Origin of the sequence: Ohtaekwangia sp. (assembly GCF_036786105.1) — a bacterium.
GTDB lineage: Bacteria > Bacteroidota > Bacteroidia > Cytophagales > Cyclobacteriaceae > Ohtaekwangia.
This window is the reverse complement of the sequence record NZ_DAIQRQ010000045.1, coordinates 1998-20568: the sequence shown is the minus strand read 5'-3', so window position 1 is coordinate 20568 and position 18571 is coordinate 1998. Positions and strand designations below refer to the sequence as shown.

Here is an 18571-nt window from a genome sequence, read left to right as displayed (position 1 = left end):
CTTACTGAGTTAAAAGATATTCTACAACGCATTCTAACGATTGACTGGAAGAAAACACTATATTTTCCTTCTCGTAATGAGTTTATAATGCAGGCAGGATAAAATAAGTATACCAACTGCAAAGCCCGGAGTGTTTACTTCTCCGGGCTTTTATTTATAGCGACATGGCTATTGATTTGACGTACAGTATTTACCGATCAGGTCTGCTGCTTCTGCATCGTATTTCTCAGAATATTCCAAATGAAGAGCTTTGAAAAAAATCAAAAACAGGCATGATTCATTTGATTATTTTAAACATACCAGCGGTTTTTAATAAGTGTATGAATTTAAGATACCTGGCTCCGCTGATCGCGTGATTTCTTCCCATGCTACTGTCATATCACCCCGTTTGATGTGCTGCGTACTATTTTTTTTCCTGCACTTCCAGGTACAATACCAATCTCCTCAATAGATTTTACTTTCCCAGGTATTAGAAACGGGCACTCGTCCGTTCTACAGGCTGATCACAATCCCATACCATTCACCAAGTTTGGTATTTACAGATCATGATGAATCTATATATTTAAAGTTTTAAATAGTCTGAATGAACACTAGAATCATTGTTTCTTCCCTGCTCCTGCTGCTTGTGATTGGGGCATGCTCCTCTCATCGCGGAAATCAACAGGTAAATAATTCTCCACGCTTTCCTATCATTCCTTATCCACAGCAATTAAAGGCTCAGCAAGGGACCTTTCATATTAACACGGAAACACGGATCGTGCGCACCACTATATTTAGCCATGAAGCAGAGATGTTGCGGCTATTGCTGGCCCCTGTTACCGGAACATCGCTGGCAGTAACAGAAACCGAAGTTCCCAATAATTTTATCGCACTGGTACAAGACGCCACATTAACACATCCTGAAGGCTATACACTCGAAATAACACCCCATCATGTAATCATAAAAGCCCGCTCCGGTGCCGGTGCTTTTCGTGCCATCGAAACCATACGACAATTGCTGCCAGCCGATATAGAAGCCAGGGCAGCCGGCAGCCGTGTGGAAGCCGTGTTGCCGGCTACTCATATCACCGATTACCCGGCCTACAATTGGCGAGGCATGCACCTGGATGTATCGCGGCATTTCTTTTCAACTGACTACCTGAAAAAATTTATAGACCTGCTGGCACTCTATAAATTCAACACCCTACATCTACACCTGACGGATGACCAGGGCTGGCGCATTGAGATCAAAAAATATCCGAAGCTTACAGAAGCGGGCGCCTGGCGGGAGCTCAACAACCAGGACTCATCGTGTATAAAGAAGTCGGCCGAAAATCCTGATTTTGTTATTGATCCCAAACACATCATACAACGCGATGGCAAGACGCTGTACGGTGGATTTTATACACAGGATGAAATGCGCGAGATCATTGCTTTTGCATCTGACCGCCACATTACCATTATACCGGAAATAGACATGCCCGGCCACATGATGGCTGCGATCCGTGAGTATCCTTTTCTCTCCTGTACAGGCGAAGCTGCATGGGGTAAATTATTTTCAACCCCCATCTGTCCTTGCAACGAAGAAACCTATCGCTTTGCCGAAGATATATTTACCGAGATCTTCGCACTGTTTCCATCTCCTTATGTACACCTGGGTGCTGATGAAGTTGAAAAGACAAGCTGGGGAAAAGCCGATGCCTGCCAAACGTTAATGCAGAAAAACAACCTGAAAGATCTTCATGAGCTTCAGAGCTACTTTGTTCGCCGTATGGAAAAGTTCTTCCAGGCTCATGGTAAAAAACTGATCGGGTGGGATGAGATTCTTGAAGGAGGAATAAGCCCGTCAGCGATGGTTATGTACTGGCGCTCCTGGGTGCCCGATGCTCCCGTTAAGGCTGCCAAGAATGGCAATCTCGTCATTATGACGCCCGGCAACCCGCTCTATTTTGATGCTCAACCCGATGAACATTCACTACCGAATGTATATCACTTTGATCCTGTACCGAAAGGATTGGATTCTGTATCTGCCAGAAATATAATCGGGGCACAGGCTAACACGTGGACAGAATATATACCCACCGAAGAACGCGCTGACTATATGATTATGCCGCGCATGACAGCACTCAGTGAAGTACTGTGGACGCATCGGCAGGACTACACCAGCTATCTGCAACGTCTGGCAAGTCACTATGATCGTCTGGATCGTCTTAACGTAAATTACCGCCTCCCCGAGTTGGAAGGTTTTACACAAAAGAATGCTTTTGTCGATCGGGCTATACTGGATGTGAAACCTCCCCTGGCAGGATTTACGCTTCGCTATACAACGGATGGAAGCTTACCAGACCATCACTCCACTGAGCTCAAGGCCCCGCTAACAATTGACCAACCGTTAACGATACGGCTGGCAGCCTTCACAAAGGCCGGACGAAGAGGTGATGTATATAAACTGGAGTACGACAAGCAAACCTACTCTCCTGCTGAATCTTCAGCTACTCTCCAACCGGGTTTAACACTCACTTACTACAAAGGATTCTTTAAAAATGTAGCAAGCATCAAGTCCACTGCAGATACAACGCTGCAAGTACCTGCCGTTGTGGTGCCTGAGAAATTGGGGAAGGGAAGTTTCGGTTTAAAATACCGTGGCTATATTGACGTGCCGGAACAAGGTATCTATAATTTTTACTTTACCTGCGATGACGGGGGTGTACTATACATTGATGATCGATTGGTTGTCGATAATGACGGTTTGCATGCCCCTCTACAGAAAAGTGGCGGCATTGCATTGAGCAAGGGTGCACACCGCTTTGAGATCGATTTTATAGAAGGTGGTGGTGGATATACATTGGAGTTGATGTATAGCACCAATGGCAGTAAGCCTGCGCCTGTTCCGGCCGGCTGGTGGAGAAAATAACGAAAGCCGTATGGGTTATACGTTAATCGTAAAATACATTTTACGGTTAACGATTAACCGGCAACTGATAACGGTCAATAAAAAAGCGTGAGAGTACCTCACGCTTTTTTTTATTCCATTCAAGATCAACCTGTTATCGGCCGCTCAGGGGCATGGTGGTCTTGAAGTTAATTTTTTTCGCATCATCATTCGCAATCAATATCTTCTTTAACTCTTCTTCTTCTTTTGTAGAGGAAGCCGTTGTTACGTTGATCTTTTCCGCGAGCAGGTCGGAGAAGAACCAGATGGAACCCGCCATCATGGAACTGATCAATATACTTGTACAAATGGTAGGAATCGGCATCATCCAAACTTTATAGTACAGCAAGTTGGTTGCAAAAGATGCCACAGCATAAATTTTAGAAGGCGTAGGCTTGCCGTTGAGGATGAACATCAGAATGGCTGACTCAATGGCAAGTGCAAAGATAAACGCATGCACCCAGTTGGCAACCGTGATTTTGTAAGAGGCAATTTCAAAGCTCAGATCGAATACGCGTACTGTTTCGAAGAGGTACATCGTATGTATGATCTGGGATGTAATTACCAGTAAAAGCGTCAGGAAGATAAAGACTTCTGATCGCAGAAAGTCGATGGCTCGTTTCATAACAGGGATAGGTAAAGTTATTTTCGGTATAGTTTGTTTAACAGTAACAAAGATTGGGGGGACTTATCACATCATTCATACACCAATGGAAGTATGACTTGCAGATGTATGAATTCTATCCGAAATGATAGAATTTTGTTTTTAGAATTTCTCGCGGTAACCCAATATATTCAAAATTGTCGATGGATTCCGACAGGCAGGGGTCGAGTTACCTGGTTGACTGAACATAAGTATACAGTTTACGTCACATTGCCTCGGTGAAGGCAAACGTGCTTTGCTCGCAAGTATATATATCCTTCGCAAAATGTGGTATGCGTCCTTTGTATTACACTCACTGGGGTGTTGCGGATTACGGATTCTCTCCCGTAGCAATGGGATAGTCGTTGCGCGACCACTCGCTCCACGAGCCAACGTATAATTTAGCACCGGGTATACCAGCTTCTTCGAGGGCAAGTAATGTATGACAAGCCGTTACACCGGAGCCACAATGCACGATCACGTTTTCGGGAGCACGGCTGCCGATAACATCTCCGTATTTTTCAGCAAGTTGCTCAGCGGGAAGAAATTGCCCGCTGGCATCGAGATTCGTTATAAACGGAACGTTGACAGCACCGGGTATATGGCCGGCGATCAGGTCAATCGGTTCACTTTCACCCCGGTAGCGATACGCTTCACGTACATCAATAACCAGTGCATCGGTATCTTTTACAGCTTTCGTTACAGTATCAACATCCACCACCGGCAATTTGATGTCAGGAATCGGATAGGGAGCAACCGCTGCAGCCGATAGAATATCGGTAGTAATCGGTATACCTGCTTTTTCCATCGCATCAAGTCCTCCGCTTACTACCTGCACATACTTGTGTCCCACGGACTTCAGCATCCACCAGAATCGGGAAGCAGCATTGGCACCGGCTTTATCATCATATACCAGAACGTGTGTGCCGGGCGTTATGCCGAGCTTGCCCAGCAACGCTGAAAATGACTTCATATCCAGTAACGGGTGGCGACCTCCCCTTGCAGCATTAAGCGTCTTCTGCGACAGTTGTGTTTCAAGGTCAACGAACTGGGCACCTTCCAGGTGACGTGCCACATAACGGGAGTATGCATCAGGGCCTCCTCTTGCATCGATTACTATGGGATTGTATTGCTCTCGGTAAGCGGGAACGTCTGAAGATTTAATTATATACATAGCTGCGATGTTTGGAGTTCAACATTATAAGCCCCAAGTTCAGCGATGCACGCTGAATATTGAAAGATTAATCTGCTTTTTTCTTGTCAATATACTCATCCATGCGGGAGAGTAATCGCCACCATTCAGAGCCATCATCGCGCATGATACGAATGGCTCCTGCGCGCACCAGTATCTTTCGAAGCTCATTCTCTTCAAAACCTCCCAGATGATTTTGAAGTGTTTCGAAAGAACGATCGGTAAATGATTTATGGCTGAGAAAATGACGTGCCGTAGTCTCTGCCATAAACTCGGTTTTATTGTCTTCCTGTTTGAGTTTGACCTCCTGATCGAAGCGCTGTTTCTGCAGAAAATAGGACGTAAGGGTTGTAACAACGCCTCCTACAACTGTACCCAGCAAAGCGAGTATAGCGTTATCCATTGTACATTTTTTTTCGAAATGTACAGAAAGTTTGGGGATTGATGAGTTAGTTTAAGTTCAGGTTCCATGTTCAAGGTTTAGCTTGGAACGTGGAACTTTGAACATGTTTTTTTAACTTTTAAGCCTTGAGTTTAATTTCTGATGCACGGCTGCAAAGAGTGCCATGCGCCGCTGCCTTATTGTGAGCAGAAAGGCTGAGGTTTTTTCAGGAACGCCTCGCGCTATAAGCCAGCGCATCAGTGTGAATTTATACCGGGGGAAATTCTTATCGATCTTTTCCTTGATCACTTTGGTGAAAATTTCAAACACAACAAATCCGATCACGATCGAAAGTATCCATTCTAGGTTGCTGAAAGTAGCCTTGTCGATAACCGTTTTCTTCGCCGTTAATCCCCACAGATTTCTAATGCTGCGGGTCTCGAAAAAGCGCGACACCAAACTGGTAGCCGACATACCGATCAGGAATCCTGCAAAATTGCCGGTGAGCTGATCATAGAGATAACGCAACACTACCTTACGACTCAAAAATTTCTTCATAGCACATTCAATGTGTATACATACCGGAAGTATTTCCAAAGTAAATCAGCATAGCCATTTGCATACTTGTGGGGCTTTTGGACATGGGCTTCCTTTCCTACTCCGTTGTTGCACAATCTGCGTTTGCTGCGGCCCTCCATGTAATCTCTTTTCCGATGTACATTGATTGACACTAAATTGTTTCGAGTAATAACGCTTATGAAAAGATTAACCTCACTTATTACCTCCATTATACTCACTACAGTATCGTGGCAAAGTCTGGCGCAGTCGTTCAACACACGACCGCAGAGCACACAAAAACCTCCTCTGCACGGACGCCACTGGATGGCCATAACAGGCAAACCATTAGCTGCTACGGCAGGTGCCATGACTTTTCAAAAGGGTGGCAACGCTGTTGATGCTGCATGTGCCATGCTTGCTGCAACCTGTACTATGTGGGATGTATTAAGCTGGGGTGGAGAGACGCAGGCATTGATCTACCATCCGAAGACGGGCAAGGTAATCGCAATCAATGCACTGGGCGTTGCTCCTACCGGAGCTACCCCCGAGTTATTTAAAAGCAAAGGCATGCAGTTTCCACCGGAGTATGGCCCCCTGGCAGCTGTAACACCCGGCACACCGGGCGGGCTCTGTACCATACTTGCCGAATACGGCACCATGAGCCTGAAAGAAGTACTGGCCCCTGCCATGCAAATGGCTGATGGCTACCCCATAGAAGCACAGACTGCTAACAGTATAGAACGTGGCAAAGAAATGATCAAGCAGTGGCCTTATTCAAAAGCGGTATTCCTGCCTCATCTCGGTAAAGATCGCGAGGCACCCGCGGCTGGTGAAATTTTCAAACAAGCCGATCTGCTGCAAACTTTACAGAAAATGGTAGATGCCGAACAACAGGCATTGAAGAAAGGCAAAAGTCGTAAGGAAGCTATATATGCAGCGTATGATCGCTTCTACAAAGGAGATATAGCGAAAGAGTTTGCCCGCGGGTGCCAGGAACAAGGTGGCCTGATTACCGAGCAGGATCTTGCCAACTGGAAAGTAAAGATTGAAGAACCTCTTTCCACAAACTATAAAGGCATTGAAGTATATAAACTTCAACAGTGGACGCAAGGGCCGGTAATGTTGGAGGCTCTTAATATACTCGAGAACTTCGACCTGAAAGCGATGGGATACAACTCCACACGCTATATACATACATTGTATCAGGCGATGAACCTTGCCTTTGCTGACCGTGATTTTTATTATGGCGATCCTGCCTTTGCGCCGGAAGAACCGATCAAAGGTTTACTCTCGAAAGACTATGCGAAAGCGCGCGCCAAAGAGATTAACTGGGAACGCAACAATGCCAAAGCTGCTCCGGGTGACCCATATCCATTTGAAGGCAAAGTAAATCCGTTTGCCGATTTGATGAAGAACTGGAACCAGGCAAGCAGCACGGAGAAAAATGCTGTGATGAATGAAAAATACTTCGCTGATTTCAAGATGGGTACAACCTCGGTTGAAGCCGCTGATAAAGATGGCTGGGTGGTGTCTATCACACCAAGTGGCGGATGGGTTCCCGCCTGTATAGCTGGCAAAACCGGAGTAGGCATGAGCCAGCGGATGCAGTCGTTCGTGCTGGATGCAAAACAAAATCCATTCAATGTACTGGAGCCCGGCAAACGTCCGCGGGTTACGCTTACGCCCGGCATGGCGCTGAAGGATGGAAAACCATTCCTGTCATTTGCAGTGCAAGGTGGCGACAGCCAGGATCAGGATTTACTTCAATGCTTCTTAAATGTAGTGGAGTTTGGCATGACCATTCAGGAATCTGTTGAGGCTGCCAATATCGTTAGCTACCAGATGCGGTCTTCATTTGGTTATCACGATAGTAAACCCGGATCAGTAATGCTCAACACCGAAACACCTAACTATATAATGAAAGAACTTCGCCAGATGGGCTATAACATCGGCCTCGATGAGCGCACGGCAGGCCCCATCAACGCTATATACTTCGATTGGGAACATGGCACCTTCTGGGGCGGATCGGGCAACCATGGGGAGGATTACGGAATTGGATGGTGAGGAAATAAACTATGAGCTTCTGGCTGCTAGCTGCTAGAGAAGTGAGTGTGAGTAAAAAGAGGCATTTTTAACTTCAACATTCTTTGATCAGTGTTCCTTGTTCGGTGTTCAAATCCGATTTCACAAAGTACCTAAATACATTCCAACCAACACCTCTGCCAGAAGCCAGTAGCTGGCAGCCAGCTACCAAAAAAGAAAAATCGTTATCAGTAAGTATATACCTTACCAATAACGATTAACTAATAACGGATAACGCCTCTTAAGACGTTGCCCAGGTTTTACCGTTGCCTGCTTCTGACAAAGGAAGACATCCTTTATACGATCCAGGAACGGCTACATATTGAAGAACTTTGGTTGCTCCTACTTCTGACGTAAAGAAGCCAATCATTGTAAGCTCTTTGGTTGTCATGATAAATGAGCGGTATGCCGGAGCATTTTGGCTGTAGTCTTTCACTACGGCATCGTGCAATTTCTTCACGAACGCAGTCTGCTTCTCCGAAGAGAGCTCGATAAATGGATCTCCGTATTCTTTCTTCGCTGCTTCATCGAAAGCTTTCAGGCTGGTGAGATATTTCTCCTGATCTTCTTTCGCGTAAACATCCTTTAGCATCAGGTCGATGAAACCGGGGACACCAACTTCTTTAGCACCCGGTGTATCGGTCTTTGGTATTATGATATCAGCTACCTGCGTTACCAGTATACCTTGCTCTTCTGTGAAAAATGCTGGCTTCCAGTCAATGGTAGGTTTGGCGGCACAACCTTTCAAAATGCCCATGATAGCCGGAGCCGAAATGGCTCCCCCCATGATCCAGGCTGTCCGTCTTAATGCTTCTCTGCGATCCATACTACTTATAGTTTTTTGATCTCGTAATAATTCCCTTTAAGTCCACTACAGGTTCTGTTTTTTCAGCTCGCTCACAGCATGATCTACTGCTCTTGCTGTCAGTGCCATATAGGTAAGCGAAGGGTTCTGGCAGGCAGACGATGTCATAGCCGATCCATCGGTTACAAACACGTTCTTGCAGGCATGCACCTGGTTGAACTTATTGAGCACAGAAGTTTTTGGATCTTTACCCATACGCGCTGTACCCATTTCGTGAATACCCAGGCCTATGCCGATCTTATTATCGTATGTACCTACATTTTTATAGCCTGCTGCTTCCAACATCTCTGCGGCATCGGCAGCCATATCTTTACGCATCTTGTATTCGTTGTCGCGTAGCACAGCATCGAAAGTCAGCGTAGGTAATCCAAACTTATCTTTCTTCTCTTTGTTGAGCGTTACCTTGTTTTCATGGTAGGGCAGAATCTCTCCGAAGCCTCCCATGCCTATGTTCCATCCTCCAGGTTTACCTACTGCATCTTTCAGCTCGGCACCAATGTTAAGCTCTGCTACCATGCTGGTCCACCCCTGACGGCTCGCACCACCCTGGTAACCAAATCCACGTACATAATCGCGCTTGTCGCTGCCTATGTTACGATAACGTGGTATATAGAAGCCATTGGCTCTTCTTCCAAAGTAGTATTTGTCTTCATAGCCTTCCACCTGTGCATGTGCACCTACACTGAGGTGGTGGTCCATGATGTTGTGACCCAACTCGCCGCTGTCGTTTCCAAAACCATTCTGGAAGCGGCTTGAAACTGAGTTCAGCATAATGAAGGTTGAGCCGAATGTAGAAGCACACAAGAAGATAACCTTCGCATAAAATTCTACCTGCTCTCCGGTTTCAGCATCCAGTACTTTTACACCGGTAGCTTTACCTTTTTTATCATCATAGATCAATTCATATACAATAGAATTAGGACGCAACGTCATGTTACCGGTCTTCTCTGCAGCCGGTATTGTAGATGACACGCTGCTGAAGTAACCTCCATAAGGACATCCTCTAATGCAAAGATTTCTGAACTGACAGGTGCCGCGTTGCGGGCTGTGATCCAGTTTAGCCGTTGCATGCGCTGTGCGACCAATCGTTAACGCGCGACCTCCAAATTTTGATGCTACTTTATCTTTCAGATCGAGCTCAACACAGTTCAACTCCATCGGAGGCAGAAACTTACCATCGGGCAGTTGAGGAAGTCCGTCTTTATTTCCACTTACACCAATAAAGGTTTCAACATAGTCATACCACGGAGCGAGATCGTTGTAACGAATCGGCCAGTCTACTCCATGACCGTCTTTTGCATTGGATTCGAAGTCCATCGGACTCCAGCGGTAGCTTTGACGTCCCCACACGATCGAGCGACCACCTACGTGATAACCACGCATCCAGTCGAAGCGATTTATTTCTGTATAAGGATTCTCAAGATCGTTTACAAACCAGTGTTTGCTATCCTGACGAATAGTATATCCTGTTCTTGCCTGTACTGCCTGTTGTTTCAAATCTTCCTGTGTTGCCTGCCCCGCGTATGGCAAATCCCAGGGATCTTTTGTAGCGGTGGGATAATCAGGGTGCTTTACCATGCGTCCGCGTTCCAGCACTAATGTTTTTAATCCTTTCTCGGTGAGCTCCTTCGCTGCCCATCCTCCACTGATCCCCGTGCCTACTACGATGGCATCGTACGTGTTCTTCTTCTCAGCTTCTGTATTGAGATTCATGATTTGGTTAAAGGTTTTTCCAAAAATATGCGATTCAATCGATTTCTTCTGCAAATTATATTAACGGCAGAATTTTATTACCTCGTTCTGCAGAATCTTTTCAAACTCTTCTACCAACGGTATTTTTAATTGACGATCTCCGAGAGCTCAAGCCAGCGCAGTGTCTTTGTATCCAGCTCATCAACAACCGCTTGAATCTTCACGCCCCACTCCTGCAGTTGTTTGTGATCGGCCGTGCCGGAATTAAGAAGCTGCGATAATTCTTCTTTTTGTTTTTCCAATGCCTCAATCTCACTTTGCAGTTTCTCGAATTCCTGCTTCTCTTTAAAACTCGCCTTTTTTTTCTCAGAAGATACAGGCTTCGTTTCTTTTACCGGCTCTGGCTTCTTGGCAGGCGGTGCAGCCTTCAGCATTTCCTGTTCTTCCAGCCAATCGCGATAGTCTGAATAATTGCCATTAAACAAACGGATAACACCGTCACCCTCAAATACAAAGAGCTGGTTCACGAGGTGATCCATGAAGTAACGATCGTGCGATACCAGCAACAAGCAACCGCTGAACTTGTCGAGAAAGTCCTCCAGCACATTCAGCGTGTCGATATCAAAATCATTCGTAGGCTCATCGAGAATGAGGAAGTTGGGGTTCGTGATTAATAACTTGAGCAACTGCAATCGCTTCTTCTCTCCACCACTCAGTTTGTTGATATAGTTATACTGTTTATCGGGCGGGAATAAAAACGAATCCAGAAACTTGGAAGCCGACACCTGCGACCCATCTGACAAGGTGATGAACTCTGCGATGGATTTCACTTCTTCAATGAGACGATTATTCGGATTGAGTGAAATTGCCTCTTGCGTAAAGTATCCATATTTCGTTGTTACTCCGGGGTTTATCTCGCCAGTATCGGGCTTGAGCTTACCTGTAAGCATATCGAGGAAGGTAGATTTACCCACACCGTTTTTACCCACAACACCAATACGATCGTTCTTCTTGAACACGTACGAAAAGTCTTTCACAATAGGCAGCGATCCATAGCTTTTGCTAATGTGCTCCACCTCGAGGATCTTCCCTCCCTGTCGTGCTTCCTTTATATCCAGTTCAAGTTTTTCTTTACGTAAATCCTGTGAAGCCTTCTCTTGCAGATCGTAAAATGCTTCGATGCGATATTTAGCTTTCGTACCACGCGCCTTCGGCTGCCGGCGCATCCACTCAAGTTCTTTCTTCAACAGGTTCTTTGCTTTAGATACTTCTGCTTTGAGTATCTCTTCACGCTGCTCCTTCTTTTCCAGGAAGTAAGCATAGTTTCCTTTGTAACGGAACAACTGTCCGCGATCAAGCTCGATGATCTCAGTCGCTACATTGTCGAGGAAATAGCGGTCGTGCGTTACCATAATGAGAGTGATGTTGGCCCCCGACAGGTAATTCTCCAGCCACTCGATCGCGGTAAGATCAAGGTGGTTGGTAGGCTCATCCATGATGATGAGATCAGGCTCCTGCAACAGGAGCTGTGCCAGAAAGATGCGTTTCTTCTGCCCGCCGGAAAGTGAACCAAAACGTTTATCGAAATCCGGAACACCAAGCTTTTCAATTACTTCATGCACCTTGGCTTCGTAGTCCCATGCTTTGAGTTCTTCCATCTTCTCCAGCACAGCCTGCATGTGCTCAGGAGAAGTATCGGGATGGTGGATGCAGTCTTCGTATTCCTTCACCACCTTGGCGATCTCGTTGGAGTCGCTAAAGAGAATATCTTTTACCGTGAGTGATTCATCTACCGAGGGTTGTTGTGTGAGATAACCAAGTCGTAATCCCTGACGCAGGCTTACCTTGCCGCCATCGGGTTGAATTTCACCCGTGAGTATTTTCAGTAATGTAGATTTACCAACACCATTGTTGCCCACAAATGCAAACTTCTCGCCCTGCGAAATGCCGAGCGTTACATCTTTAAAAAGCCAGCGGTCATTAAAAGTCTTGGCAATCGATTCTGCAGATAAATAATTCAAGCGTATAAAAATTTAAAGGCCAAAGGTAGACTAAAATCTAACGTAGACAATTTGAATAGCTGCGGCTTCTCGCCACTAGCTGATAGAAGTGTGTGTGTTCGGGGTTGGCAAACCCGAGTTCGGGATGCATGTTTTACATCATACACTTACACACGGCTCGAGGCCAGTGGCTTACAGTCATTTCAAAATACACACAACACATTCGAGGAAGCGTCAGTAAATTTATCCTTTCATCAAAAGCAGGGTGCTTCCATTGGCTAACTTTATAAACTTGCTCTTCAACTCTAACATATTCTATGAATCGCTGTATTTTTATCTTCCTTTTATTGCTGGCTACCTACGCTCAGGCACAACGTAAACTCAATGTGATTGCTTACTATTCAGCAGGTCCTGAACAAGTTGATCAACTGCCGGCTGAAAAACTATCGCACATCATCTTCAGCTTCTGTCATTTAAAAGGTAATAAGCTTACAGTGGATAGCCGCAGAGATTCTACTACTATACAAAAATTGGTAGCACTTAAGAAACGCAACCCCTCGTTAAAGGTAATTCTATCACTGGGTGGCTGGGGCGGATGCGCCCCTTGCTCAGATGTATTTTCTACCGACAAAGGCCGGAAGGAATTTGCTCAATCTGTATTGCAGCTTAATCAATATTTTAAATCGGATGGTGTGGATCTCGATTGGGAATACCCGGCCATTGAAGGATACCCGGAGCACCGTTATATGCCTGAAGACAAAAAGAACTTCACCGCACTGGTTCACGACCTGCGAAAAACGCTCGGCACAAAATACCAGGTAAGTTTTGCAGCGGGAGGATTTCAGAAATACCTCGAAGAATCAATCGAATGGAAAGAAGTTATGAAGGAAGTAGATCGCGTTAACCTGATGACCTACGACCTTGTCAACGGATATGCTACTATAACCGGACATCATACCGGTCTATATTCCACGCCACAACTTCATGAGTCAACCGACAATGCTGTTCAATACCTCATCAAGATGGGTGTGCCTGCCAACAAGCTGGTGATTGGTGGAGCATTTTATGGAAGAATGTGGGAAGGTGTAGCGTCTGTTAACAATGGACTCTATCAATCCGGCAAGTTCAAAGCAGGCATCGATTTCAAAAATTTCGAACAGGAGTTACCGGCCGAGAAAGGCTTTGTAAGGTATTGGGATGATGTAGCGAAAGCGCCTTATATGTATAATGCCCAGCAACAGTTGTTTGTTACCTACGATGACAAGCAGTCTATGGCTTTGAAAACAGCGTATGCTATTGATCACAAACTAGATGGTATCATGTTCTGGGAGCTTTCGCTGGACACAAACAAAGATGGTTTGCTGGATGCCATCATCAATACCATTCAGTTGAAGAACAAAATAAAGTAACGGATACCAACTCACCTAGGTAAAACTACGGATGTTCTTTCAGGTATATATACCACATGCTGCTGCGTAGTTTATTGATTGTCGCGGAGCTGGCAGAAGTGCAACTTTGCCTCAGTAAACATCATTTTTATTTGGGTTAAAATGATTTTCAGGCGCAGGCAGCAATGCTTGCGCTTTTTGTTTTGCCAGACACTCACAATTGGAATCATAAACATACAAGTGATAAAAGTAAAAAGCCCAAAGCAGCACGAACCGCTTCAGGCTTTACCTTTTGCTTTAAATTTCAAACTACAATGATTCTAGGAATTTAATCAGTGCATCACGATCAGAACCTGAAAGTGTACCCACATATTCTTTTGATTGCTCGGCTTCTCCACCATGCCACATAATCGCTTCCATCAACGTGCGGGCACGTCCGTCATGTAAAAAGTTTTGATGGCCATTAACCACTTTTGTTAAACCAATGCCCCACAGCGGAGCTGTACGCCACTCCTGCCCGTTCGCATCATAATCCGGGCGATTGTCGGCAAGGCCGGTACCCATATCGTGCACAAGCATATCGGTATACGGGAAGATCACCTGGTTGGAGATTTCGGGAAAAGCAACGTTTACTTTGGTGCGCATGCGCGGTACATGGCAGGCTGCGCATTTGGCTTGCGTAAACAATTGCTTGCCTCTTAGCACAGTCGTATTATCAGCATCTCTGCGTGCAGGTACTGCCAGCGTCCGGATATAGAATGCCACAGCGTATAGCAGGCTATCCGAAACCTCATACTCATCATCGCGGCCATCATATTGTATCTGGCCGGCTGAACTTTCTTTGGGGAATACAAAACTTGTTATGCCCATGTCTTCATTGTATGCTCCGGCAGACTGTTGCAGAATAGAAGGGTTCGCGGCTTTCCACCCAAATCGACCGAGCGTCTTTTTACCTTCTACAATGTTCCAGGCATAATTCGGCTTACCGGAGATGCCATCATCATTTGTATCATTCTCATCGGCAAGTGCAACAATATCTGCTTCGTCTACGGCCTCCAGCAATCCAAGACCAAATACCGGCGGTGCTACGCGCGGCGATAACATGAGACCTGCCGGCAGCGGTATATAGGGATTCTCCAATGTATATGTCGGTGTCTGCAACGAATAGGTTGCGCCATCGGCAAAACTATACTGTTGTTCGGTATAGGTAATCTTCACCAACGCTTCCGGCGATACGCCAAAGATGGCGCGCTGTTGCAACTGACCTCCAAAGCCCGGAGCCGGATTAGGACCCCCATGTGCATCCGTGCCGGGTATACTCACGCGTATCAACAACGAAGAAATCTGTTCGCCATCCAATGGAGGTTTGCCCCTTCCGTCATTGATATGACAGGATGTACACGATACATTGTTAAATATAGGGCCAAGCCCTGGGTTAATCGGTGCGGGAGCACTCACGAAAGTCTGTCCGAAGGCACCATCACCTATGCTATGTACGGACTCACGTGCAGCGGTAAGATTCGGAAATGCCGTGCTGAATGCTCCTGCGCCTTTCTCAAATATTGTCTGCGATCCACCCGACAGCCATTCGCTATAATTGGAATCGCTCAATGCATCGGGCTCTACGCATGAATACACGGAAATTATCGCTCCTACTGCCACTGTCAACTGTATGATAATCTTGTTCGTCCGCATATCCACGATAAAATCTATACTCTATATTTTGATGAATTATTTTGTATGCTGCTGTACGAAAGGAAGAAGTTGACCTTCCAGTTCCGCTTTCAAATCGTTGATAGCCGTCATAGCGTTCTCGATCTGCACCGCTTGTGAAGTGATGGCATCACCAAAGGGTACGGTAACATTATTGAGTGATGCAATAGCAGCGGTAAGCTTGGCCTTGATGTCGGCATCAAGCTGCAGGTTATAAGCACGCACCAGGTCTTCAAGACCTTTTCCGTCTGCAGTATATTTGCCGAGGTATACATTCTGTACGCCTTTGATATTGTTTGTGAAATCGGTGATCGAGTTTTTGGCAAACGGAGATTCCTCCAACGAAGGATTCTTTGCTTCGTATACTTCAGCGATCTTACCATTCGCTACTTCATCGCAAATGCCAATCATGGCGTTTACCAGTTCTTCATAAGCAGACAATTGGGTAGGATATACAGTGCTGCCTTTACCTGCTGTTGTAAATGAGGCATAATAGCTTGTAGAAGAAGACACAGACCATGAATCATTTAAGGATGCTGTAAGCGTTTTAAGATTTAGCGCCAGCGCATGCAAGTACTCCATATCTCTGGCCGAAAGCTCTGATGCCGTTTTATTACCATTCTCACCGAAAATCAGATACTCGATCGGGTGAAATCCCTTCAATGCATCTTCAAGATTATTGATATAGGCCTCTGTAAATTCAGCATTACTGTTTAACTGAGCATCCAGGTCAGTAAAGTTTACAGGCCATGTATCGATGCGGGGATCGATGTTGTTGGTTGACACGGGACCGAAAAGAAATGCTTCTGACTGTTCCCACGCCTGGCGTGCCTGTTTCCAGGTTGCACGGCATGCTTCGAGTTCATTATCAGTAGCGCCATCTGTTTCCAATGCAAGTACTTGCGTATACAATGTACTGGTGCTTGCACCTAGATCTGCATAGGTAGCTACCACAATGTTATTGGAGAAATCATCTATAACAGCTGCGTTCAACGTTGCGTCTACCGATGAGGTGCCGTTATTGTCATCACTGCAGGCAGCCAGTAAACAAACTATACCGAAGGCCGGTATCCATTTTCTGTAAATAGTTTTCATAAACAATTATGAGTTTAGGTCAATGAGTATCTGATTTTCCTGTAGTTGTGTCTTGAATTTTTTCAAGGGCTTAAGAGCCGGTTCTTTGGTAACATTTCCATCCAGGTCGAATGTGCTGCCATGCGAAGAGCAGTACAACCCTGTCTTTGTAGCCGTAACCGGGTTTTCTTGATGAGAACACTTCATGTAAACAGCATTGTATTCCGTTTCCGATTTCTTTACCAGCAGGATATCAAAAGGAACCTGCAGGTCGCGCACAATAACGAGGTTCGATTCTGCAAAATTTGCTACCGGTACACGCACCATTTTCTGCGACAGATTGGTTTTATAGATTGGAAGTGAAGAGCACGAGGTTAGCTGCGAAAATGTAAATCCCAGAAACGCTGTACCCAGACAAGTTGTACAGGTATCTTTTAAAAATTCTCTGCGCGTTTTCATATAGTTTAAAAGCTGTATCCTATACCAAGATTGAAAAAACCGTTGGACGTATAGTAAGGCAATTGCTGTGGAAATGGTGTAACAATAAGATCCTCATTACGCTCGTCTGTTCTGCGCAATACATAATCAGCTTTTACTACCACACCACTTACCGGGCGGAATGTAAAGCCCAGCACTGTATAATTTTTAACATTAATGCCGTTCCTGATACCATTGGCAGGTATCCTGTAATTAAGGTCGAGAAATTCTTCTCGTGCAAATACCACGAAGGTCTTGGTGGATCGTGTTTCAAGCAGTCGGAACAAATCATAACCAAGTTCTGCATAATAGCCCACCATCATACTGGGTGTGTTGTTGGCGTATGCACGGTTGATGGCAAAGGCGTCCGGGATTTTTACCATAGTTGCGAGCGCACGGAACGATATACCATTGTTATGATATTGCGCGTTGGCTTCTACCAGCGATACCGGTGTGCCGAATGGACCCGATTTCAACTGAAGACTATCGGCTACCCGTTTGATAAGACCAGCACTTCCGCCATAATATGCAGAAGCCTGCAAACGCCAGTTCTTTAAATAGTAAAGTAAGGAGCCGGTAACGGCCAGGTTAGACGCTGTTGCGTTGCTCCCCTCCTGTTTACCTTCGGCTATCCCTGATCCGTTTACAAAAGTGCTCGAGTTCAAACCGTTTACTACTGCAAACGAGTAGTTAAGCCCGGGTATACTGCGCAGGTTTCCATACAACCCTACGCCTATCTCACGCCAGGTAGAAGGAATGACGAATGTCTCTACATACGTGCGGTCGTTACCATTGAATGTGGTAGGTAAATGGTTTTCATTGATGATACCCATACGTGGGATGAATAAACCTGCCTGCAGGTATAGATCGCGATTAAGATTAAACTTGAGGAATAACTGCTCCATCGAAATCTCACCGGATGGATTGCCGTTAGTAACTTTCGCATTCTCAAGCTCCATCTCGGAGAAGAAATAGATCTTGTCGTTAAACTTGTGTCCGAGGAAAAGAACGTTGCGCGTAAGATTTGCAACGGCAGTCTTGGCACGGAAGTCATATTGAACTTTCGCCTGACCGTATCCGGAAATAACAGTCACGTTATTCGAACGAATAAGGCCCGCAGAAAGCGAGTCTTCGTGTGTTAAAACCTGAGCAAAAGTGTAATAGGAGGCGAAAATTAAAAGTAATGATGTAAGTAAAAAGCGGCTCATAGATTTCAATCAGAGTCGCAATAGTAAAATTTATTTAGATTTAATCCAAATAAACTGAAGCTGTCCGTCTACAATCTAACTTAAGTCCTTATAATTATTCTGTTACGTGAATCGGTAACAGTCTCTTACACACTGATGACCTGTACTAAGTACCTCCATTGGTTTAGTTACCAACAATACGAATTACCAAGCTGTAGCCAGAAACTATACCAGGCAGATGTCAAAGAATCCTTCAAAAACCAGATGAATAATTTGGTCCTGTAGTTGAATAATTGAATCAACTTTGTAAGTTTGCGCTCCCATTTAAAAATGGCGCGGTAGCTCAGGTGGTTAGAGCGTTGGATTCATAACCCAAAGGTCGGGGGTTCAACTCCCCCCCGCGCTAC

The 18571-nt window shown here is 45.4% G+C and carries 14 protein-coding genes and 1 tRNA gene; 4 read left to right on the top strand and 11 right to left on the bottom strand.

Annotated features, from left to right (window positions below):
- Nucleotides 1-583 precede the first annotated feature (583 nt).
- Nucleotides 584-2893, top strand: coding sequence for a family 20 glycosylhydrolase (locus tag V7Q33_RS16730; protein ID WP_333820550.1), 2310 nt, complete (start codon nt 584-586; stop codon nt 2891-2893).
- Nucleotides 2894-3026: 133 nt separating this feature from the next.
- On the opposite strand, the gene V7Q33_RS16725 is transcribed toward V7Q33_RS16730, so the two are convergent.
- From V7Q33_RS16725 to V7Q33_RS16710, 4 genes are all read right to left on the bottom strand, one after another.
- Nucleotides 3027-3536, bottom strand: coding sequence for a hypothetical protein (locus V7Q33_RS16725; RefSeq protein WP_331975638.1), 510 nt, complete (start codon nt 3534-3536; stop codon nt 3027-3029).
- Nucleotides 3537-3885: 349 nt separating this feature from the next.
- Nucleotides 3886-4728 carry a sulfurtransferase gene (locus V7Q33_RS16720; protein WP_333820549.1) on the bottom strand — a complete coding sequence of 281 codons (843 nt, stop codon included), beginning with the start codon at nt 4726-4728 and terminating at the stop codon, nt 3886-3888.
- A gap of 67 nt (nt 4729-4795) precedes the next feature.
- Complete coding sequence (locus V7Q33_RS16715; RefSeq protein ID WP_331982012.1) at nt 4796-5149, bottom strand: hypothetical protein; 354 nt, start codon at nt 5147-5149, stop codon at nt 4796-4798.
- A 111-nt stretch (nt 5150-5260) separates the two neighbouring features.
- Nucleotides 5261-5686, bottom strand: coding sequence for a hypothetical protein (locus V7Q33_RS16710; RefSeq protein WP_331982015.1), 426 nt, complete (start codon nt 5684-5686; stop codon nt 5261-5263).
- A 198-nt stretch (nt 5687-5884) separates the two neighbouring features.
- On the opposite strand from V7Q33_RS16710, the gene V7Q33_RS16705 reads away from it, so the two are divergent.
- A complete protein-coding gene (locus V7Q33_RS16705; RefSeq protein ID WP_333820548.1) occupies nt 5885-7750 on the top strand; it encodes a gamma-glutamyltransferase family protein in 1866 nt (621 codons plus the stop codon).
- Nucleotides 7751-8009: 259 nt separating this feature from the next.
- Here V7Q33_RS16705 and V7Q33_RS16700 read toward each other — a convergent pair whose 3' ends face one another.
- The 3 genes from V7Q33_RS16700 to V7Q33_RS16690 form a co-directional block, all read right to left on the bottom strand.
- Complete coding sequence (locus V7Q33_RS16700; protein WP_331982021.1) at nt 8010-8594, bottom strand: gluconate 2-dehydrogenase subunit 3 family protein; 585 nt, start codon at nt 8592-8594, stop codon at nt 8010-8012.
- A 45-nt stretch (nt 8595-8639) separates the two neighbouring features.
- Nucleotides 8640-10346: a GMC family oxidoreductase gene (locus V7Q33_RS16695; protein ID WP_331982024.1), complete on the bottom strand. Its 1707-nt coding sequence runs from the start codon at nt 10344-10346 to the stop codon at nt 8640-8642.
- A gap of 125 nt (nt 10347-10471) precedes the next feature.
- Nucleotides 10472-12346 carry an ABC-F family ATP-binding cassette domain-containing protein gene (locus tag V7Q33_RS16690; RefSeq protein WP_331982027.1) on the bottom strand — a complete coding sequence of 625 codons (1875 nt, stop codon included), beginning with the start codon at nt 12344-12346 and terminating at the stop codon, nt 10472-10474.
- Nucleotides 12347-12642: 296 nt separating this feature from the next.
- On the opposite strand from V7Q33_RS16690, the gene V7Q33_RS16685 reads away from it, so the two are divergent.
- Nucleotides 12643-13734, top strand: a complete 1092-nt coding sequence (locus V7Q33_RS16685; RefSeq protein ID WP_333820547.1) for a glycoside hydrolase family 18 protein — start codon at nt 12643-12645, stop codon at nt 13732-13734.
- Nucleotides 13735-14022: 288 nt separating this feature from the next.
- Here the strand turns inward: V7Q33_RS16685 and V7Q33_RS16680 are convergent, their stop codons facing one another.
- From V7Q33_RS16680 to V7Q33_RS16665, 4 genes are read right to left on the bottom strand one after another with little or no spacing between them, the layout of a single operon-like run.
- A complete protein-coding gene (locus V7Q33_RS16680) occupies nt 14023-15408 on the bottom strand; it encodes a di-heme oxidoreductase family protein (protein ID WP_333820546.1) in 1386 nt (461 codons plus the stop codon).
- 36 nt (nt 15409-15444) lie between these two features.
- Complete coding sequence (locus tag V7Q33_RS16675; RefSeq protein WP_331982036.1) at nt 15445-16521, bottom strand: imelysin family protein; 1077 nt, start codon at nt 16519-16521, stop codon at nt 15445-15447.
- Between the two features lie 6 nt (nt 16522-16527).
- On the bottom strand, nt 16528-16959 hold the full coding sequence (locus V7Q33_RS16670) for a QcrA and Rieske domain-containing protein (protein ID WP_331982039.1): 432 nt from the start codon (nt 16957-16959) through the stop codon (nt 16528-16530).
- A 5-nt stretch (nt 16960-16964) separates the two neighbouring features.
- Entirely contained in the window at nt 16965-18185 is a 1221-nt protein-coding gene (locus tag V7Q33_RS16665; protein ID WP_333820545.1) for a hypothetical protein, read from the bottom strand.
- Between the two features lie 311 nt (nt 18186-18496).
- Here V7Q33_RS16665 and V7Q33_RS16660 point away from each other — a divergent pair.
- Nucleotides 18497-18570: transfer RNA gene (locus V7Q33_RS16660), tRNA-Met, on the top strand.
- Nucleotide 18571: the final 1 nt, after the last annotated feature.